The sequence below is a fragment of the Arthrobacter sp. GW460-12-1-14-TSB2 genome (assembly GCF_059423525.1).
Window position 1 is genome coordinate 294762 of the sequence record NZ_JBWKYC010000002.1, and the last position, 19632, is coordinate 314393.

At 61.6% G+C, this 19632-nt stretch carries 15 protein-coding genes and 1 pseudogene; 8 read left to right on the forward strand and 8 right to left on the reverse strand.

All coding sequences use genetic code 11. The annotated features are described in order from the left end of the window. Positions 1-244 precede the first annotated feature (244 nt). Both AC07YR_RS04740 and mobF read right to left on the reverse strand, forming a co-directional pair. A complete protein-coding gene (locus AC07YR_RS04740; protein WP_494733212.1) occupies positions 245-838 on the reverse strand; it encodes a hypothetical protein in 594 nt (197 codons plus the stop codon). Positions 839-1498: 660 nt separating this feature from the next. Beyond that, positions 1499-5071: a MobF family relaxase gene (gene mobF / locus AC07YR_RS04745; protein WP_494733213.1), complete on the reverse strand. Its 3573-nt coding sequence runs from the start codon at positions 5069-5071 to the stop codon at positions 1499-1501. 134 nt (positions 5072-5205) lie between these two features. On the opposite strand from mobF, the gene AC07YR_RS04750 reads away from it, so the two are divergent. Continuing rightward, positions 5206-5382: a hypothetical protein gene (locus AC07YR_RS04750; protein ID WP_494733214.1), complete on the forward strand. Its 177-nt coding sequence runs from the start codon at positions 5206-5208 to the stop codon at positions 5380-5382. Between the two features lie 779 nt (positions 5383-6161). On the opposite strand, the gene AC07YR_RS04755 is transcribed toward AC07YR_RS04750, so the two are convergent. Together AC07YR_RS04755 and AC07YR_RS04760 are read right to left on the reverse strand one after the other, a co-directional pair. Next, positions 6162-6806, reverse strand: coding sequence for a recombinase family protein (locus tag AC07YR_RS04755; protein WP_494733386.1), 645 nt, complete (start codon positions 6804-6806; stop codon positions 6162-6164). Continuing rightward, on the reverse strand, positions 6806-6997 hold the full coding sequence (locus AC07YR_RS04760) for a hypothetical protein (RefSeq protein ID WP_494733215.1): 192 nt from the start codon (positions 6995-6997) through the stop codon (positions 6806-6808). The genes AC07YR_RS04755 and AC07YR_RS04760 overlap by 1 nt, the downstream gene beginning before the upstream one ends. A 37-nt stretch (positions 6998-7034) precedes the next feature. Here AC07YR_RS04760 and AC07YR_RS04765 point away from each other — a divergent pair, with 37 nt between their 5' ends. The 5 genes from AC07YR_RS04765 (at position 7035) to AC07YR_RS04785 (ending at position 11606) form a co-directional block, all read left to right on the forward strand. Beyond that, positions 7035-8162, forward strand: coding sequence for a vanadium-dependent haloperoxidase (locus AC07YR_RS04765; protein ID WP_494733216.1), 1128 nt, complete (start codon positions 7035-7037; stop codon positions 8160-8162). A 310-nt stretch (positions 8163-8472) separates the two neighbouring features. Continuing rightward, positions 8473-8961: a hypothetical protein gene (locus tag AC07YR_RS04770; protein WP_494733217.1), complete on the forward strand. Its 489-nt coding sequence runs from the start codon at positions 8473-8475 to the stop codon at positions 8959-8961. Further along, positions 8958-9983, forward strand: coding sequence for a hypothetical protein (locus AC07YR_RS04775; RefSeq protein ID WP_494733218.1), 1026 nt, complete (start codon positions 8958-8960; stop codon positions 9981-9983). The genes AC07YR_RS04770 and AC07YR_RS04775 overlap by 4 nt, the downstream gene beginning before the upstream one ends. After that, entirely contained in the window at positions 9980-10429 is a 450-nt protein-coding gene (locus AC07YR_RS04780) for a hypothetical protein (protein ID WP_494733219.1), read from the forward strand. Before AC07YR_RS04775 ends, AC07YR_RS04780 begins: the two co-directional genes overlap by 4 nt. Then, positions 10422-11606, forward strand: coding sequence for an alpha/beta hydrolase (locus AC07YR_RS04785; protein WP_494733220.1), 1185 nt, complete (start codon positions 10422-10424; stop codon positions 11604-11606). Before AC07YR_RS04780 ends, AC07YR_RS04785 begins: the two co-directional genes overlap by 8 nt. Before the next feature lie 8 nt (positions 11607-11614). On the opposite strand, the gene AC07YR_RS04790 is transcribed toward AC07YR_RS04785, so the two are convergent. Continuing rightward, positions 11615-12646 carry a DUF4192 domain-containing protein gene (locus AC07YR_RS04790; protein ID WP_494733221.1) on the reverse strand — a complete coding sequence of 344 codons (1032 nt, stop codon included), beginning with the start codon at positions 12644-12646 and terminating at the stop codon, positions 11615-11617. A 1543-nt stretch (positions 12647-14189) separates the two neighbouring features. Between AC07YR_RS04790 and AC07YR_RS04795 the strand changes: the two genes are divergently transcribed. Continuing rightward, on the forward strand, positions 14190-15065 hold the full coding sequence (locus tag AC07YR_RS04795) for a hypothetical protein (RefSeq protein WP_494733222.1): 876 nt from the start codon (positions 14190-14192) through the stop codon (positions 15063-15065). 784 nt (positions 15066-15849) lie between these two features. Here the strand turns inward: AC07YR_RS04795 and AC07YR_RS04800 are convergent. From AC07YR_RS04800 to AC07YR_RS04810, 3 genes and pseudogenes are all read right to left on the reverse strand, one after another. Then, positions 15850-16109: pseudogene (locus tag AC07YR_RS04800) on the reverse strand (AAA family ATPase); the annotation flags it as partial. A 437-nt stretch (positions 16110-16546) separates the two neighbouring features. Beyond that, positions 16547-17827 carry a sensor histidine kinase gene (locus AC07YR_RS04805; protein ID WP_494733223.1) on the reverse strand — a complete coding sequence of 427 codons (1281 nt, stop codon included), beginning with the start codon at positions 17825-17827 and terminating at the stop codon, positions 16547-16549. A 66-nt stretch (positions 17828-17893) separates the two neighbouring features. Further along, positions 17894-18346: a MarR family winged helix-turn-helix transcriptional regulator gene (locus AC07YR_RS04810; RefSeq protein WP_494733224.1), complete on the reverse strand. Its 453-nt coding sequence runs from the start codon at positions 18344-18346 to the stop codon at positions 17894-17896. Positions 18347-18539: 193 nt separating this feature from the next. Here AC07YR_RS04810 and AC07YR_RS04815 point away from each other — a divergent pair, with 193 nt between their 5' ends. Continuing rightward, a complete protein-coding gene (locus AC07YR_RS04815) occupies positions 18540-19610 on the forward strand; it encodes an alkene reductase (RefSeq protein ID WP_494733225.1) in 1071 nt (356 codons plus the stop codon). Positions 19611-19632: the final 22 nt, after the last annotated feature.

Genomic DNA, 19632 nt, shown 5'->3' on the forward strand with positions numbered 1-19632 from the left:
CAAATAGTTCGCTCATGAGTGTTTCCAAGAGTAGCGGCCCGTCGCAGCCGGGCCAAGGGGCTCGTCTTAGCCGATCGGATCCTGCTGCTAAATGCGGACGACATGCACTCGGATCTGGCTTGAACCTAATGCGGATCGTCCTTGTTGTTGAGGCCCAAATATGACGTGTGGCGGCGAAAGAGCGTGGTCATTTTCTCCGCGACAGCAGGCGGATGTATTTTCGTCCCACCTGCATTAATCGCTGCTATCCCAACAGCGGCAAGTAGGCGACGAGCTCCCGGCGTGGAGCCCTTCGGCGCCCGTCGGCGGCTGGACTCCTCCGGCCGCATGGCAAGCCGCCCTCAACTACGCCGAGGAGCACGAAGGAACCTACGACGAGCGTGTTCTCGCCACCGCCGGCTATCGAGTCCTTCTCTTGTAGGTGGGCGTTTGGCGCCGGGTGTGGCATTTGGGGCCGGCGCGCCCAGCGGGCCCACTTGACGCTCCTCACGCCGGGAATGCGACCGTGGTGGCGCTTCATGGCGAGGGCGGCGCCAGCCTTGGAAGCGGCGCTCTGATTCTGGGCGATTCCGAGGGCCTTCAGGGCGGCCATGGCTTGCACGCGGTAGAGGCGTATCTCGGCAAGGAGCGGGTGAGCGGCGGGCTGACCGGCCGAGCCAGCGACCACGCAGCCGTCTTTCGCGACTTGCTCGGCGAGGTCGTCGGCAAGGGCGAAGAGGGCGCACGCCTCGGTGAGGCTGGCGCGGGAAGCGGCGTCGAGGTTGGGGTTTTCCTCGTCGATATGGGCGTAAGTTTCCTTGGCGGAGTCTGGCGATCGGGTGCGCTGTGAACGCGCCATATCCTGTCCATACATCCAGTGCGCTTGGCTAAACTGGGACCTCACACCTGAGCACGAGGAGAATGGTGACGGCTCATGCCATTCGAGCGCTCCGAGGGTCGGGCGCCGGCCTTGATCAAGCCTCGCTGCCGGGTGCCCAGGCCAGGAAATCTGAAGCCCGTATGTAATACGTTGCCGGCCATGGTGAACCTGGCCTGACTTGGACCGGATCCGGCGAAATAAGTAGAACCGATCCAGGCCAGATCGGCTCCGGCAGAGCTTCGATCCATGCGGGCTGAACGTGGTCGAAGCGGTTCCACTTGATAGTTATCCATGAGCCTGTGGGTTCTAGAGCGTCGACGCTCAGAACCGTGACCTCTGTCGTCGTCCCATGCGTTCGTCTCGCGTCTTCGAAGCGAGCCCACTTTTCGGCGGCGCCTGCAACCCAAGAACGTAGCTGGCGGGCTCGAGCCCGCCAGAACGCGCCGACGACGGCGAGTGCGAGGAGTGACGTAGCCGCGGTCAGTAGTGGGAACAAGTCATGCGGCCAATTGGCAGCCGCGGCCCCGACGAGAAAGACGACGCACCCGCCTAGTGCCACGCTGCTCAGAATCAAAGCAGGTGTTGTAAGCTTCGGCTTCAGGACTGGGTTCGCATGCATGGATTACCTTCCCGACCAGTTTAGAGTTGCCAGCCGACATTGATAAGGCGGTCTTCCCAAGTCCTCGGGTTATCAGTCCACCTCGGAGAGTCCTCAGGGCTGGGGGAGGAGACGCCTGCTTGCTCAACGAGTCGATCGATGTTTACACGCTGCTCCCTTTGCTCCCACTCGTAAGTCGCAGGAACTGGCCCAAGAAGAAGGGGCGAGTCGTCTATGCCCCACCGGTCCCTATAGATGGCAACTCGGCGAAGCACACTAGTTGCCTCCTCTTGAGTGACGGATGGTCCCAAGGCCGCAAGGAGACTCCGTTTCCACTCCACGTCAGTCATCATCGCGGCTTTCGTAACGTGGTCCGTCCGGTGCCGCATCCGCTCCCGTACCTGAGTGATCATGTTGGCAAGGTCGGGACGAACGGTGCGGAGTTCCTCGGTCAAGGGATCAATGCCTGCGGCGGGCATCGTGGTCAAGAACTGCCGGAGCCGGGAGTGCACCACTGCCGCCGCATCTCGAGCCAATGCGTTTGTATCCAGTGCGGTAGCAACAACACGCCGTGTGCTCGGTCGGCTGACTCCAACTGATCTGCGCCACGAAGCGACAGCGGCGCCCCACGATGGATATTGCTGAAGGTCGGAGGCCCTGCCCGGTGAGCGCGATTCAAGGAACTCCCTCAGATCCTCAGCCGCTGCCAGCTGTGCGAGGTAGTCGTACTCAGCACTGAGGCGTTCCAAGCTGTCCGCTTTCGACTGCTCGGCATCACGGACTTCGTGAGCCGTCCGTTCGGCGCCTTCGGAGGCAAGGACCTCGCCGAGGATCTGTCGCCACGAGGCTTGCATAGCGGGATCCATGGGCTCGTCATCCAAGGGATCATTCTCGCTAACGTACGCGTGGTTACCTGCGCGTCCCCGCGTCATGCTCACGTATAACAGCTCACGAGTCAGCCTGCCCTGTGTCACTACGGTGTGGCCGGTGTCCACGGTGATGCCCTGCGAGCGGTGGGCCGTCGTCGCATATCCCAGCTCAACTGAAGCCCCAACATAGTCACGGCTCAAACGAATCGTTGCGCCGCTGTCCCGGCGAACCGCGGTCAGCGAGCCGTCTCGCCTGCCTGTACGGACGACGTCGAGCATGGTGCCGTTCCGGATGAAGTCACCGCTGCTGTCTGTTACAGCGCGGTCATTCCGACGGGCAATGACTGTGTCGCCCGTGCCAGCATGAAATCCGTCGCTGAGCCGTACCGAGTTTTCCGCGTCCACGGCGCCTTGGACCACGCGATCGGCCTGGGCGCGCTGGTTGAGCATGCCCACCGTGTCATTGTCCGCTGCGATGAGAATAGACGACTTGCCAGCGTGGATGTCGGCCTGCCATCTGAGGTACGCCTGGTCGACCATGTCGAGGTACACGCCGTGTTGAATGCGCCCATGGCCGTCGTAGTCAGCAGTGGCGGCGAAGTCACCGGCACGAAGCTTCAGCGAGGCGTCTTGCTCCCAGGCCTCCTTAAACCGCCAAATCGTGCTCAGCCGCACCGTCTTCCCTTGCCGGTCCAGCCAGCCGAGGACACCGCCGGCGTCTACGGCGTCCAATTGCCCCGGGTCGCCCACTAAGAGCACCTTGGCTCCGGCATCCCGCGCCTGCTGGACGAGTGCAGACAGCTGCAGGGTGGACACCATGGAGGCCTCGTCGACGACGACCAGTTGGTTGGGATGAAAACGCCACCTGTCCTGTTCGGCCGCAAGCCGGGTGGCTTTCTGGGCGAGGTGCGTCGCCTGTGGTCCTCTGTTAGCCACGTGATTGGCCAGCCGCTGCTCGGTGTCGAAGAACTGTGTGGCCCGGTTGCCGGCGCCCTGACCGACAGATTCGTAGAGCCACTTAGCTACGTTCTCCGTAGTCAGTGCAAGCTCCCGTCCAAGAACTTCGGCGCTCGCAGCCGCTGGTGCCAGCCCGACCACGGTTCCGGCCCCGTACTCCGCTTCCCACGCTGCCTTGACCGCGCCGAGGGTGGTCGTCTTGCCGGTTCCTGCAGGACCGACGACGGCGTCGAGCCGGTTGCCGCTGAGCAGAACGGTGGCTGCCGCCGCGCGTTGGTCCGAGTGCAGATCGAGCCGACCACCGTGTTTGTAGCAGGCCAGTGATTCCATGGCGACGGCCGCGCTTACCGCAGGGCCGCCGTCGTCGTTCCTTGCTCCCAGGACGACGTCCTCATTGGCGAGGGTGGCAGCGTCTGTGTAGAGGCGGGCGCCGTGGAAGTCGAAGATGCTGTGGTCTGCGAAGCGGAGATCGGCATGGGCGTTCGCAGGGAGGGTGTACCGGTACTCATTTAGTGGGACGGACTGGGCTTCGGCAGCGCTGGCGATCGCATCGATCAGGGTGTGTCGGTCCGCCGGTGTGTGGCAGCGGATTTCGGCGCAGACACGTTCGGCTTCCGCCAAGAGGTTCCACCGATTCCAGGTGGCGCGCTTTGTGGCGACGCGCTCGCGGGTCAGGGTCCCCACGGTGTCCACCCAGTCTGGGGCGAAGTCACCGGCTCGGAAGGGCGCTGCCCGGGAGCGCCTAATGGTGTTGGCGAGCACGTCTCGGGGCTCGAAGTACTTGGCCACAGCGCGTGCCCGCCACCGCTCGGAGAGTTGGTGGAGCGGGATGGCTGTTTCCGGTTTGGCGGTCCGGGTGGAAAGGGTTGCCTGCTGGCGGAGCTTTATGGTGGTTGTCGCGGTTGGGGGAGTGCCGTGACTGGCGGTCCATTCTGCCACCAGCCGGTCGGTTTCGAGATCGATGAGACGCGATCGGTGGGAGAATTCGCGGATCAGCGCATCGTCGACGCCGGTTAGTTGCTGGCTGGGGTTGTGGGTGTTCGCGGCCGGCATGCGGACATCCGTATGGGTGCCGAGGTCCCGGTGGAGGGCGTCGAAGAGGAGACCGTTGTAGTGCTCGCTGGCAGCTACCGCAGCCTTGTACAGAGTCCGCGAGTCGAGCGTGACCCATGCGCCATCAGTGATGCGCTGGATGCGGTTGGCGATGACCAGGTGCGTATGGAGCTGCGGATCCCCGGCTCGCGACTCCCAGTGGTCGAAGGCAGCAGCGATAGCTCCATGTGTGCCGAGGTGGGCGACACCGTTGCGGCCGGCCCTCGTGTGGATGACGTAAGTTTCGAGCCACTCAAGGGTGGCGTTGACCGCCTGGTGGTGGGTCTCGAGGATTTGGTCTTGGAATATGCGGGGGCTCAGCGCCCAGAGGACGGAGACGGACTTGGGGACGCTGAAAGTCAGGTCAAAGCCGACGACGGCATGCCGAGTCTCTGCGCGGCCCTGGCTGTTTTGCACGATGGTGGGTTGGCCGTGGGGGCGGCCCAGAGTTTCGCCGGAGTCCGGGTGGGTGGCGTGATCGAAGATTGCCTTGGCGTCCGATTCCGTGACGACGTCTCCGGTGGTCCGGTTGATGCCTGGCAAGCCGGAGCCGAGCCAGCGCCCCGGCGGCGTTCCCGCTTTCATGTAGTAGGTTGTGGCATCCGCTGGCGCGAGTGTCAGATCGTCCATCATGGTGGTCTTAAACAAGTACTTCAGGCCCGACTGAGCGGAGAGCCTGGCGATCGACATGGTCATTGACTTCGGATTTCTGGGTTCCGTTTGGTGGCCGTCCAACCTCGGCGGCGGAAGAGCTCTTTGGTGCTGTCGTGGAGCTCGACTCCGGTGTCCTGAGTTAGGGCCAGCAGCTTGCCGCCGAGGTGGACCAGGTCGTGGGCATCGGCCTGCTGGATATTTTGGAATCGTGCCAGGTCGGCACGGAGGTTCCGGATGACCTCGCGCTGCTCGGCGTTCTCGGCTTCGAGCCGGTCGATGTCTACAGCTTGAGTTCGGAGTTGGTTGCGGAGGGATTCTTGGTGTTGTCGGCTGGTGGCCAGATCAGCGGCTAGCCGTACCGTCGCCTTGCGGTAAGTCCCTATTGGGCCAAACTCCGGATTGGAACTCCGGTGGCGAACAGGGACAGCGGGAGCCGGGCTCCCTACGGCAGCCGCCTGCCGCCGTCGTCGATCGCGTTGTCGATTGGCACAGCGCGTGGAACAGAAACGCTGCGACGTGCGCGACGGCGCGAAGCTCCCGCCACATTCCCCGCAAATCTTTCCGCTCACGTTGGTTCATCTTTGAGATCTCTGGTTACGACATGACTTGCCGTGAGTCCGCGCTCACGGTGAATGCCTTGGATGCCAGAGGTGTGAGGGCTAGAGGTTGGGGTCAGATTAGCCGCGGGGCGACGATCGGCTGTCGGCGACGGCCGATCGTCTGTCGGCGACGGCCGCAGTGAGTCCTCGAGGGAGAGCCATGCATGCGTGGCTGCGATCGGCCTGATCCGAGGCGACGATATGACGAGGTTTCGGGCCTGACACCAAGCCGAAGCGTTGAGTTTTAGGCGTTAAGCGCGCCGGCGCCGACCTGCCAGAGCTGTATGAGCGGAGTGGTTCGGCGATGGCCTCATCGATGGGGAGTTGCTCTCAGTCCTAGCCTGTCCGTGATCGTGCTGCCGTCGGCGATGAATGGCTCCTCGAATGGATATTGCATTTCGAGGACTTCACGGATGGTGGGGTTGAAGGGACTGGAGCCACGCCGGAGCGGCAGCGGCATGTTTCGGAGCGTAGGTGCGTTCCATCTGCCCGGACAAGGCCAGCATGACGAATGCCAGCTGGGCCTAGGCGAGTCAGGTTCGGCGGTGTCGATGGCGAGGGGAGCAGCTCAGGGTTCGGACACCCACGCCGCGTGCTTTGAGGTCGTGGACCATATTCAGGGTGTCCCGGACTGTGCGGCCAAGCCGCTCTAGGGTGTGCACGATCAGGACGTCACCGTCCCGCGCGTGGGTGAGTGCTTCCTGGAGTCCAGGGCGGGCGGTGGTGGTTCCGCATACTTGTCCACGGAGATGTGTTCGTTCTTGATGCCGGAGGCCGCCAAGGCGTTCAGTTGCCGGGCCAGATATTGTTTCGCCGTCGGTACTCTCGCGTTGCCAATGTCCATCCCTGGAACCGTACCGAATGTTGTAGCTGTGACAGGTGATTGTGGCGAGAGTTTGGGATAACTCACGGGACAGCCAGGTTACGCGACATTCCGCGGTGTGAATGTCAGCAATAAATGGCGGTCTCATCGCAGCGCTAAATGTCACTGGACAACGCACTGGCAGAGGCTCACCCTTGGAGTAACCGCACCGACTGCGCATCGCGCTGACCTCGGGCGGTGGCGTGCCGCCGGTGTCGGGCAGCCATGAGATGTCGACTCCGTCGGGTTCGCTTGAACATGTCTCCGTGACGACTGGAGGACTGACGACATGACGTACAGCAACGCTTACGATCATCACAGGCGACCATCGCGGACTTCGAGGAACGGTGCGCGCCGACGGTGGGCGCTCTGGTTGATCCCGGCACTGACCGCCGCACTCGTTGTACCGGGAGCGTCGAGCGCCGGCGCCTCGAACGCTCGGAACGCGGCGCCGGCGAACACGGACGTCCTCATCGAGTGGAGCACCATCGCCCAAGACCACGTCATCCCACTGCGTCCCACGGCTCACGGCCAGCTCCGCGGCATGGCGATGGTCCAAGGCGCGGTGTACGACGCAGTGAACGCCATCGACCGCGGGTACCAGCCGTATCTGCTCGACGGCGACTCGGTCGGCGTCGGGCCGGAGGCATCTTTTGATGCGGCGATCTCGACCGCCGCACACCACGTGCTCGTCACTCTGGTCCCGTCGGACCAAGTAGCTGGCCTCGACGCTGCGTACGAAGCAACGCTCGCGGGCGTCACCGACGGCACGAACAAGGACGAAGGCGTCGCCGCCGGTGAGGCCGCCGCGGCGGCAATGATCCTCGCGCGCACCGATGACGGGTTCATGGCTCCGTTCGAGTTCAACATCGGACCCGATCCCGGCGATTGGCGGCCCGTCGCGCCCGCTGCGCTCGATCCGGACGCTTGGGTGGCCAATCTCCAACCGTTCATCATCGAGAGTCCCGACCAATTCCGCTCGGAGGGTCCCAACTTGCTGAGCAGTGCCGAGTACACGGCGGACTTCAACGAGGTCAAGGAGATCGGTGGGCTCGTGAGTACCACTCGAACCGACGACCAGACCACTGCGGCCATCTTCTGGCAAGCCGCGCCGGTGGCACTCTGGAACGGCGTGTTCCGCAGCCTCGCCGTGGAACACGGACTCGACCTGGCCGACGCAGCCCGGCTCTTCGCGATGACCAACCTCGCCGCCGCTGACGGCGCGGTCGCTTGCTGGAACGACAAGTACTACTGGAACTTCTGGCGTCCGATGGCGGCGATCCGCGAAGCCGACACCGACGGCAATCCGGAGACGGCAGCCGATCCGGCATGGACACCGCTTTTCGATCCATCGACAGCGACCGTCCCGCCGCTTGGCACACCGCCGTTCCCGGACCACCCGTCCGGTCACGGCTGCGTCAGCGGCGCCGCTCTCTATGCGGCGCAGGAGTTCTTCGGCACGGACGAGGTCGCCTTCGACGTGAACTCCGGTCGCTTCCCGGGCGAGCCACGGCACTTCGACGGATTCTCAGCGGCGATACAGGAGATCGTTGATGCTCGCGTCTGGGGCGGCATCCACTTCCGCACCGCCGACGTACAGGGCGCCGAGATCGGCAACGAGGTGGCGTTGTGGCTCAGCGGTCACTACTTCCAGCCGGCACCATGTCAGTAGCAGGGTCCTGCGACTGACACGATCATTTCCCAACCGATTTGGTTCAGTGCGGTCAGGACCGGTTGGGTAAATCTGAATCAGACGTCGGTCGCGACCGCCTTGACGTGGGCCATCCGGTCGTCGAGCCCCGGCCGCACAGGATTTCCGCTCACGCTTCAACCCGTGCCAGGAGTTGGCCTGCTCTGGACATGTCCAGAGCAGGGGCGTTCAATGGAACTTAGGCGACTCTTGATGGTCCTGGAAAGAGGGGGCCGATGAGTCAGATGGCGACCGGGCGGCACACGCCGGCGGCCGCAGGATGGGGGTTCCGATGGACGGCACAGCTTCCGCCAAATATTCGCCGGCGCGATGCGCGGCAGAAGGTTTCCTCGCACTCAATCTGCCGAGCCATCTTTCGTTGGAACGGCTGATATCTATTGTTGAAATCCTTCGGCACCGGCGGATTGAGGTCGACGTTTCCGAGTCCCTAAACGGAGGATCGGTCTGCGGTTTGTGGCTGTCCACGGATAACACGGAGATAATCCTGCACGCACCGACGCCGTCGGCACTACATCGCCAGCAGTTCATCCTTCACGAACTGGGCCATATGGTACTCCGCCATGACGAGCTGGTGGTGTCCTCCAACTATGCGGAGACGCTGTTTCCGAATCTGTCCGGCGAGAAGGTGTCGAGGATCCTGGGGCGAAGTGACTTCCTGGACCATATCGAGGCGGCTGCCGAGACCTTGGCGGATCTCTTTGCCGCGGCGATCCGGGACAGCAGCCTCGAGCCGCGGTCGTTTGAACGGATTTTCGGATGATCCAGGAAATTTCCGCAGCCGTGATCTGGTGTCTGGCGCTATGCCTCCTGCCGGACCTGAAGCGGCGCAAAGACAAGAGCATCCTGGTGGCAGCCGTAACCATCGCCACTGCACTCACGCTCAACATTGACCGGATCTACATTGCGATGGATCAAGTACTCGGGAGCCGCAATCTGTTGGATCTCGTTGCCAATATCTTCATGGTTGTAGGTATCTACTTCCTGTCCCGGGCGATCCTGAGGGCCGCCGATGTCAGCGAAACGGTGCGCATCCACAACAGAGCTGGGCTTTTGGTGCTCGGGATTGTGGTTGTGGCCCTGATTGTCAGCTTCAGCCTGGTTGATGCTCCGCGGAGTTCCACCTCCTTCATGAGGGAATTTGGAAGCCAGTGGCCGGCGGCCGTTTACTCAAGTGTTCAGTTCCTCTACATCGGCGTGGTGGTAGCCATCACCGGCTTTACCTGTATCCGGTTCCGCGCTGAGATGGCGAGGCCATACTTCCGCACTGCTTTTGTGCTCATCGGCGTGGGCTGCGCTCTGGCTGTGGTGCTGGTCCTGGCCGTGCTGGGAATGGACGTTCTTCATCTCTTGGGGCAGCTTGATGCAATGACGCTTCTCTCCTACGTCTATGACGTCGCGTTGGTGGGCGCCATGGTTTTCCTCTGCGTGGGCTTGGCCTTGCCGCCCGTCGCACGTCGGCTGGAGCGGAGATCGGATGCCCGTGCCGCGGCTGTCCTCGTTGAACGACTGTCTGGACCGTGGGACAGAATCACGTCAGAGCGATCCGAGGTTCGACTAGAGTCTCATGCTGCGATCGACCACCAGGATGCACCCAAGCGCCGGCTCCATAGGATGTTGGTGGAGATCCAGGACGCGCTTTTCGTGGATCCGCACCTTGCCCGATTGCTGAGTCAAAATGATCTGGACGTTCTCCGAGAAGCGGAGCAGCATCTCGGAGCCCGGTTGGCGGTACCTGGACATCGAGGACCGTGGTTGTCACGGAAAGGGGACACGTCTCCGTGACCGACAACGACGCTGGAGTCCCCGAACAGCCGCAGGCGAAACTCGCGCGGAAGCTGAATCTCCTCCTGGATCTTTTTGAGGCCCAGGGATCAGCGCCCCTGACATATCCGCAGATAAGCAAGCACATGTCGGACCGGGGAACACCGTTGTCTCGCTCCCGCTGGGCCTACATGCGTGCCGGCGACAGTTCCATGGCCACGGACCCGCAGCTTTTGAGGAACCTCGCCGAATTCTTCGGCGTTGACCCCGGATACCTTTTGGACGACGACGGCGAGGTGCCCGACTTGGTGGACGCACAGCTCGAACTACTGCGCACACTGCGGGAAAACCGCGTGAGAAACTTCGCTGCAAGACAATTGCAGGGGATTTCTCCTGAGACCCTATTGCGCCTACGCAAAGTCATAGACGAACGCTTGAAAGCTCCCGAGGACGACGCCGATGCGTAGGGCCGCTACAGCCGTGGCCATAGGCTGTGGCATTGCCGGCGTTGCCACCTTCCTAGCGGCGGCCTATTTTGCTCGGCAGGTCGTGGTGCCCAAGACGCTGCGGCGGGAAGATCTGCAAATTCGTCGTGTGTTCCACGGCGCTGACGAAACGCTCATGGTGGAGTTACCTGCTTCAGCCCGGACGACTGCTCCAGGCCGCTACAGCATATGGTTTGCCAACGGCCTAGGGCATGCCTGCATAGGAGAGGTAGTGTCCTCTGACGACGCGGCGGGGACGGTAACCCGCCGCGTTGAACGGGTTGACACCGGCGATTTGCGGGCAGCCAGAGCCGGCATCTGGAGCGGATACGTCTATGCGACGCCGGAACCGTTAGGGCTGCCATACTCTAACGTTGGGATTCCAGCCGAGTACGGCATGGCTCCCGCCTGGAAGTTCACGCCGACGCAGCCGTCCGCAGACTCTTCGACCTGGGCCATCCATATCCATGGTCTGGGCGGTTCGAAAGCCGGTGCACTCCGCGGCGTGCCGGTTGCGGACCGACTGGGATACACATCCCTGGTTGTTTCACTCCGGAACGACCGGGATACGCCTATATCGTCGGACGGCAGGTATCACCTGGGGCAGACCGAATGGCACGACGTTGAAGCAGCGGTGTCGTATGCCGTGGGCCAAGGTGCACGCCAGATAGTGCTTTTCGGCTGGTCCCTCGGTGCCTCGATCGCCCTTCAACTAGCGGCATCTTCGGAGTTTCGGGACCTCATCTCCCGGCTCGTTCTCAATGCCCCCGTTGTTGACTGGAGCAGCACGCTGGTGGCCAATGCCCGGTCCAGTGGGCTTCCTAGTTGGGTTGCACGGCTCGGACTGCAGATGCTTGGTTCCTCCGGTACGCGCTGGATCACAGGCTTGGATGCTCCGTTGAGCTTTCCTGCCCTGGACTTTTTGGCCCGGGCAGACGAACTGCATGTTCCCATCCTTGTTATCCACAATGAAGGGGACCGCTCGACACCCTTTGCCATTTCCCGCGAGTTCATCACCCGGCGCCCCGAGCTGGCAACGCTGCTCACTTTCCCCTCCGCTGAGCACACGCAGGAGTGGAACTCGGACCCGGATGGGTGGGACGCGGCGGTGGAGAACTGGTTGCGGAACGACCCGCCGTCGTCGTCCAATTCCCTATGACTGCGGGCCTATGACGCTTCGAGGCCCCAGGGCCGGAAGGCCCGGTCTTTGTCCATGTTCCAGCCAGCTACCATTCCGGAGCCGATCATGAGGTCACTGAGCCTGGCCAGACGGTAGGCGGGGTCTGCTTCGAGGGCGAGTTGCAGGAACTGGTGGGCTTTGCTGCCTCGGCCTTCCCACCAGTTGACGAAGGCGATGGCGGTGAGGATGGGTGCGGAGTGTTTGGTGCTGCTGTGCGTGTAGGCGTGGAGCAGCAGCTGCTGTGCCCATTCGACCCTGGACCACTGAGGCCCGCCGTGCGTTTGGGCCAGGAGGACCCGGTCCATCGGTTCGTCGATTCCCGGGATATCGGCCATGAGCTGGTCGCGGATCGCCGGGGCCTGGAAGTTGGCAATCAGGTCGATGGTCTCATCGTCGTTGGGGTAGGAGATCGCCTCCAGCATGCTGTCCCAGAGTGTCCTGGCCTGTTCGAGGGCCTCGCCCGCGTTCATCCTGTGTAATGCTTTCACGCGGTCGTCGACGGCGTCTGCTGTGCGGTTTTCTTTGGTGGATGCCGGCAGGGTGATGTGGTTGGTCGCCGCGATGGTGCTGCCGCGGTAGACGAATTCGGCGTTGATCTGGCTCCACTGGGTCGCGTTCAGCGGCAGTGTCAGTCCGTCCTGGGGGTCGCCGTCGTACGGGGAGACGGTGTTGTCTCCGACGAGGAGTCCGTCGCGGATGGTCATTCCGCGTTCGGCCAGTGCGCAGGTCAGTGCTGCGATGGTTGCGGCGTGGGGTTTGGGCTGCCCGGGTTTTTGGGGTTCGGAGGTGTACACGGCGAAGAGGACGCTGGCGGCGCTGGTGTCGTGGGCGAGGTAGTCGGCCACCGTGCGGGCGTAGCCGAGTCCGCCCTCGCGTGCCGGGAGGTCTACCCTGAGGGTGGCGCCGACGCGGTTAGCGTCCAGGGTGATGCAGACGAGGCTCTCGTGCGGCCAGAACCCGAGGGTGTGCCCGACGAAACTGAGGACGTCGGCCGGGGTTTTGATGGTGAGCGGTTCCATGGTCCTTCTCCTTCAGCGACTGGCGGGCACCGGATGTGTCTGTCAGATTTCGGCGTCGTTCTGATAGCGGAGTCACCGCTGGGTTTGAGGGTCCGGAGTGCAACTTGGGGAACCGGGAGCGGTTCAAAGTTTCGCGAGGAAATCAGCGAGGTAGGAGCGCCTAACGAAACTTTGGATCGTGAGCGGCGCGTAGCGCCCTGGTTGCGTGGAGGGCCTGCCCAGCGATGATGGGGATCAGAATGGCAAACAGCGAAGTTGCTTCTGGTGGTTCATGGAGGCGGGGGAGTGGGGCGGCATGACGCACGCAAATCCGGTGGCTGCCGCGGACAGTTCGGCTCTGCGCCCGGCGAATCTAGTGCCCCCGCTCTGATAAACAACCTCGCTGGAGACTTACGAATGAGTTCTGATACGAGTGGCGCACAGGAGTATGGGCGCCCAAGAACCGTTCCTGCTGGCGTGGCTGCCTTCTTGTGGGGTGACATGTGGTGGCCGTCGGCCCTTATCTCGCTAGTTCGGTAAGGTGCTGGTCCCCTTGGGCATCGTCGGCTATATTTCGGTCCGGTCGCACATCCCGGCTTCGCCTTCAAGGCGCGGCGTCCGCGTGTCAGGGCGAGGAAGGTCCGCCCCTGGGACGCTCTTGACTTTGGGGTGGGCTGGTAGTGATCCGCCGGGTGGCGAGGACGACGGCGCCCACACGGGGAAGGACTGTGCCGAGCCGCGAACTCTTCGGCTACGACCGCTTCGGGCTTGAGAAGAGTTTCTGATCTTTCCGCGGTGGATGCCCACGGGGCGCGCGAAGAGCCAACTATGACGGCTAAAGTCCGCGTGGGGGGACCTTTCCAATCTCCCTTCGTGCGCACTAAGGTCGCCCAGCCCAGAGGGACAGACCGGCGCCGGAACTGGAGGAACGTAGAGATTTCAGCTCTGGGCCGGTGTCGGCCTGACGGCCGGGGACCAGTGGATGCCACCCCCGTCTAGATTTTCACACCGTCGTGCCTGATAGTTGTGTGCGCATCGTGCACTGGCGGCCGTATCGGGTTGAGATTTTCCATCATTCATTGAATGAGAATTTGAAATATTCACAGTCATTACTGATGTCTGTGTGACAAGGTGTATGACAGGTTTGTAGATCGGATTGACAGATGCGTCTGAAGTTTACTATCGTGGCGTAGCCAAACGCCCAATCGCAGATTGTCGTCGCGTCGCTTGCCACGGACTGCTTAGCGCTCATAGTTTTTAGACCGCTAATGCAACTTATATGGGGGAATAAATTGAAAACACGTATGATTTTTGGCGCTTCGCTTCTTGCGGCGTCTTTGCTCGTTAGCACGAGTGCCGTAGCCAATGCAAATATCGTTATGAAAGACGATAGGTTCATGGCTTTTGAAAAGGCCATGAACCGGAAGTCTCCCACCTTCTGGGTGAAACAAATCTTCAGGCAAAATTCGATAGCGGTCCCACGGCCCGCGATCTGAGCGCCCGAAAGGGTGTGTCGTCTCAAGGTTCGACCGTAGTTCACGCCACCCAACGACCGTCCATTGACATGACGCCCGCCGATATATTTCGCTCGGTTCCAGTAGGAATCACGTTGGAGTCTGGTCGGAAGTTCGTCGCGAAACACGACGGCATCAGTGAGTTCGCATCGGAAGAAGCTGACGCCAACATTTTTGTTCAGCCCACGGAAAATGGCGTACGCATAGTGCCGCTCATTCAGTCGGGATCGGCGAATCTGACTTACAAATTTGATGTTCCGGCCGGAACGACAACTTTGGAGATCGGCAAGGGCAGACTGGAGCTTATCTCACCTGAAGGCAAGCCGCTTGGGACCGTTGTCGCGCCGCAAGCCACCGACGCCGCCGGCAATGAAATGCCCACGACCTACACGTGGACAGGTACGACCCTGGAACAGTCCATCGCAGCAACAGACGCTGCGGTTTACCCCCTAGCGTCACCCGCGTTCTCCTGGCACTATCATCTCGATTACGAGGTCATGAATGGAGGCTCACTTGCCCGGGGCTACGATCTTCAGGCCGGGGCGATGAACCTGCTTTACAACTGTTTCAATTGCTATTTCCCGATCAATGGCGCCCCCGCTGTGTTTCCAAGCCTTGGACAAGACATCACCCTGAACGCCAGTCCGTGGACCTTCATCAATGTGCCCGCACCCGTCAGTGTCGACTTCATAGGCCCGGCTAACTTCGGGTTTACCGCACTGGCCGGACACTTTGACGGAGCCGGATCGCAGATCTTTTTTGCGTTCTTCCCAACTTCCAGTGGAATGTTGCACCTAGTGATCGACGCAAATGTGGTCAAGAGTAATGGGGCTGGTGTCGACGGCGTGAATCAGTATGCAGCGGCAACGTCGTGGGTGAACTTTGCTTCAAGGATAGCAACGGGTCTCCGAACCGGAGGTTACTGAATCTGTTGATATGAAAGTGTGCCAGGTGACCACTTTTGTGGTCACCTGGCACACTGCTCTATCACGGATTTCTTATAACTCGGATCAATGCAGTCCTCGCGACTAGACTGGCGAGTGCAGCTAGAGTAAACGAAACGATCAAACCTGGTATATTTACAGTTTTGAAGAAATCAAATGCCCAGCCATGAATCAAGAACACGAAAATGAATGCGAATAGAACTGGTAGGATTACGGCCAATCCATGAACGCTCTTGTTTCTATTCAAGGTCCGGCTCAAGGAAACCGCACTCAGGGACATAATCAAAGCTGTGAGACCACCGATGAGTGCCGCGAAGAATATCGTCACTAGCGCATAACCGGGCAGGCGCATTGGGCTGTCTGGATCTTGAGTTGTGTAGATGAGAGCGATTTGAGAGGCGGCGCCCAATATAACTCCCATGCCCAGGCAAGAACAATATATTTTCCAATCAGCAACGGGTTTGTTTGAACGCACTATTTTCTGCACTTTCCTCGTAAATCGTTCTTCTCACTCATTATCTACAATAGACGATGTGACAAGGCCGCTTGCTATCGGTCGCGGCAGCTCTCGTACACCACGTAATGACGCTGTAGGTTGGCGTGGGTGTGGAGTAGGCTGTGCCGGATAACTGCCGAGTGGTGTAAATGGAAAGCCCCGGTTCCCGATGGTTGGAACGATGAGGGGTCGCCAACCCAGTCGATAGACGCCGATGTTTTGCGGCTCGGGGCGGGACGGGCAGTGGCCTGACAGCCGCCCCGGATCCGGTCAGACGAGCCAGCGCCACCAGCGTGACCGCTCCGGTTCTGGCGTCGGGCCTGGTTCCGGTTCCTCGCCCAGGGCTCGTGCGGCCTCGACGATGTCGTCCGCGGTGAGCGGAAAGCGGCCTGACTATCGAGCGCGTCGAGACTTTGTTCCTCGTCGAGCGACAGCCGCAGGGCCTGACGGTTGATTGCCTGCTCGAACAGCGTGCGCGCGAACCGTGCGTTGCCGGAGTCCTCGCCTGCGTGGAGCCCGGACGGTGCCCGCTACGACCCCGGCGTGACAGATGACCAGCGCAGATCATTTGCAAACCTGATCTTGCTCTGTGCCCCTCACCATGAACTGGTCGACAAGCGGCACCCAGAGCGCCATCCAGTCGATGTGCTAGAGGAGTGGAAAACCGAGCGGGAAACGGCGATGGGCATTGAGCGGCAGAACCTCGCAGTTGTCTATGAAAACGGCCTCATTGAAGCCATCCACAGTGCCCAGCCCAGGCACCAACACACGCTTCACATAGGCCCCGGGCTCCCAGTGCCTCTTGTCTATCTGTGGGGCACTCGCCGTGACCAGGAGTTCGCCGGCAGTGGGCTCGACCCTAACTGTTTTCCGCGTCCAGCCAGTGGGAGCATGGTGGGACCCGGCGTCGGTATCTGCCGCGGGCTGTTTGATCCGGTAGAGGTAGTGTCTTTAGTACGAAATGCTGCTAGCTGCGAGGTCCGAGGTGGATTGTAACTATGGTTCCGACGTCGGGGATCGGGCCGATCTCGAGCCTTCCGCCTGCCGCGGCGGCTATTCGGGCGCAGGTTGCCAGACCTAACCCGGACCCCGGCGGGTCGCCCTCGCGGTGCAGGCGAACCAAGGGATCGAGAACGCGTTCCCGGTCGGCCGGGTCGATGCCTTTGCCGTTGTCGATAACCCGGAGGACCGCACCTTCATGACCGCGGTGCCCGGTGATGTGGATGACCGGTGGAACTCCGGGGCGGCGATAGGCAACGGCGTTGTGGATCAAGTTTTGCAGGAGCACTCGCGTCTGGACCGCATCGGCGTGAAATGTCAGTTCTCCGCAGTCGACTGAGGCTCCGGACTCCTCCAGAATGCCGCCCAGGTCTTCCACGATGTCCCCGACAAGTTCCGGAAGTGAAACATGTGTCGGGTGCAGATCTCCGCCGATGGTGGCGAATGCGAGGACATCTTCGACCATGGAGAGCATTCTGCGACCGGTGTTGCCGACAATGGCCAGATACTCAGACGAATGTCCGTCATGGCCGTCCTCGGAGTTCATCTCGGCTAACTCCACGTATCCGAGGATGGTGGTCAGAGGGTTGCGCAAGTCGTGGCTGATCCGGCCGGCGAACTCGGCTAGAAGCCCGTTGCTGCGTTCGGCCTCGGACAGCGCGGCGGCGAGCTGCCGGGCCCGGTGTTCCAGTTGCAGGACATCAACCACTTGGGACGCGAGAATTTCGAGGCCGCGGAGCTGTTCGTCATTAATCTGGCCGGCTTCGCGCGATCCGGCGCACAACGTGCCCAGGACAAACCCGTCCTCCGTTGACAGAGGTATGGACGCGTAGAACCTGACGCTCCCGCGGCGGCCGTCAACGTAAGGGTTGCTTCTGTACCGGGGGTCGAGTGAGGCATCTTCGAGAACGGTCGGCGCCCCGCTGAGGAAGCTAACAGCGCACATCGAGTCTTCCCGGGCGCACATGTGCGGATCCGTGCCGGCTGTCGCGACCTGATATTGCATGCCCTCGGTGATGATATTGATCGCCGTCACGGGTTGCCCGCAGACCGTCCGGGCCAGCTCGACCAGGTTTTGCAACCTTTCCGAGGGAATCGGCAGCACAACTAACGCGTCCTGACTCAACGGGATGGGAAGCCCGGCACCTGCCAGAACGGCGTCCCGGGCAAGTTCGTTCACGATCCTTGGTTGTGCGCCGTCGTGCGAAGGACTGCAGGCGCCCGCCTCGGCGGTGTCTAAGCGTTTCATGCGTCATACCCCGTTGGTCGTCCTGCGGTGCCATAGCTTCCGGACATAATCCCGTCCGGCTAAGGATCAGCCGCAGTCGTGGGTAGTCCCCATAGATCCTGAGCCCATCAGCGTCTCGAGAATTGGCGCCAGTACAGCGCGCTGCTGTTCTGTCAGCCGCTGCAGAACCAGACTGTGCCGTGCTACAGCTTCAGCCATCTCGTCGCGCAGCGTGGTGCCAGCCTGAGTGAGCGCAAGGAGCTTGATCCGCCTATCGTCGCCTTGGACTCTCGCAATCAGACCTCGATCTTCGAGCTGATCGGCCAAGCTGGTGATGTATGACCTGTCGCACGCCAATCGCTCGGCAAGCTCTCGCATCGGTGCCGGCGAATCGAGCAGCAGCACCGCCCGCGCTAAGTGCGCAGGTATGCCAAAGGGGGCAATCGACTCCCCGAAGTTTTGTTTGGATTGCTCCGCGACGGTTACCAGTAGCTGAGACAGCCGTCGCGCCTCGTCATAAGTGTTCTGCAGCTGCGCCATGCACACCATAATACATCACGAAGTCATTAGTTGACTTACTCACGCATTTGATCCATACTTAATTACGTGAGTTGGTCAACGATACATCTGGTAAATCATTTGCCGGTGGACTCACACCCGACTTCCGCTCCCGGTGCGTTGCTAAACACCGCAAGCGGCAGTGCTCCCGCAGACCTTATTTCAAGGAGATTCCATGGCTTCGCCCTTTGATCCATTTACCCTCGGTGCCATCGAGCTTAAGAACAGGATCGTCATGGCACCAATGACCCGCAGCCGCGCCTTTGGTGCTGGCGCAACGCCGACGGACCTGATGGCCACCTACTACGCTCAGCGCGCTGGCGCCGGCCTGATCATCACCGAAGGCGTCCAGCCCTCCGTGGCGGGACAAGGTTATCCGGACACTCCAGGCCTGCACTCAGCTGAGCAGGTTCAGGCGTGGAGGAAGGTCACGGACGCTGTCCACGCCGCGGACGGCGTAATCTTCGCTCAGCTCATGCACACCGGCCGAGTCGGGGACCCGGATTTGTTGCCTGGTGAGATGACGGTCGTGGGCCCATCAGCTGTAGCGGCCGATGGTCAGATTTACACCCATGCCGGGATGAAGCCATTCGCAACGCCCCGGGCCCTCACAGAGGACGAGATCCTCGAGACCGTTGCCGACTTCGCTACGGCGGCACGGAACGCGATCGAGGCCGGATTCGACGGCGTCGAAATTCACGGCGCCAACGGCTATCTCATTCAGCAGTTCATCGCATCAAACGCCAACCAGCGCACCGATGCCTGGGGCGGGAATATAGCGGGCCGCGTGGCCTTCCCGCTTGCGGTCGCCAAGGCAGTTGTCGACGCGATTGGTGCTGAGAAGGTCGGTATCCGTCTCTCTCCCGCGAACCCTCTCCATGACATCGTGGAAGACCAGCTCGAAGAGACCTATACGACGCTCATCGCAGGCCTCGCTGACCTTGGCCTGGCGTACGTCCACATCCTGGAATCCCCCGGGCAGCGTCCGCTCACCCAGGCCCTCCGAGGCCAGTGGCCCGGTGCGCTCATCCTCAACCCAGCCACGCATCCCGCCCCGACAGGCCTTGAGGAACTGGCTCTGGTCGAGGAGGGCACAACGGAATTGCTCGCCTACGGAGCCCTCTTCCTCGCCAACCCCGACCTCCCTGTTCGGCTTAAGGCGGGCGGTCCGTTTAACAACCCGGAACGCGGCGGGTTCTTCGGCGGGGATCACCGCGGATACACGGACTACCCTGCGCTTAACTAGTCCGCTCGGCTGAACTACATAC

Excerpts from the sequence above, each read along its gene's own strand:
- AC07YR_RS04740 (WP_494733212.1), bottom strand. The coding sequence starts at position 838 with ATGGCGCGTTCACAGCGCACCCGATCGCCAGACTCCGCCAAGGAAACT.
- mobF (WP_494733213.1), bottom strand. The coding sequence starts at position 5,071 with ATGACCATGTCGATCGCCAGGCTCTCCGCTCAGTCGGGCCTGAAGTAC.
- AC07YR_RS04755 (WP_494733386.1), bottom strand. The coding sequence starts at position 6,806 with ATGATCGTAAGCGTTGCTGTACGTCATGTCGTCAGTCCTCCAGTCGTC.
- AC07YR_RS04760 (WP_494733215.1), bottom strand. The coding sequence starts at position 6,997 with ATGACGTGGTCTTGGGCGATGGTGCTCCACTCGATGAGGACGTCCGTG.
- AC07YR_RS04765 (WP_494733216.1), top strand. The coding sequence starts at position 7,035 with ATGGCGATGGTCCAAGGCGCGGTGTACGACGCAGTGAACGCCATCGAC.
- AC07YR_RS04770 (WP_494733217.1), top strand. The coding sequence starts at position 8,473 with ATGGACGGCACAGCTTCCGCCAAATATTCGCCGGCGCGATGCGCGGCA.
- AC07YR_RS04775 (WP_494733218.1), top strand. The coding sequence starts at position 8,958 with ATGATCCAGGAAATTTCCGCAGCCGTGATCTGGTGTCTGGCGCTATGC.
- AC07YR_RS04785 (WP_494733220.1), top strand. The coding sequence starts at position 10,422 with ATGCGTAGGGCCGCTACAGCCGTGGCCATAGGCTGTGGCATTGCCGGC.
- AC07YR_RS04790 (WP_494733221.1), bottom strand. The coding sequence starts at position 12,646 with ATGGAACCGCTCACCATCAAAACCCCGGCCGACGTCCTCAGTTTCGTC.
- AC07YR_RS04795 (WP_494733222.1), top strand. The coding sequence starts at position 14,190 with ATGACGCCCGCCGATATATTTCGCTCGGTTCCAGTAGGAATCACGTTG.
- AC07YR_RS04805 (WP_494733223.1), bottom strand. The coding sequence starts at position 17,827 with ATGAAACGCTTAGACACCGCCGAGGCGGGCGCCTGCAGTCCTTCGCAC.
- AC07YR_RS04810 (WP_494733224.1), bottom strand. The coding sequence starts at position 18,346 with ATGGCGCAGCTGCAGAACACTTATGACGAGGCGCGACGGCTGTCTCAG.
- AC07YR_RS04815 (WP_494733225.1), top strand. The coding sequence starts at position 18,540 with ATGGCTTCGCCCTTTGATCCATTTACCCTCGGTGCCATCGAGCTTAAG.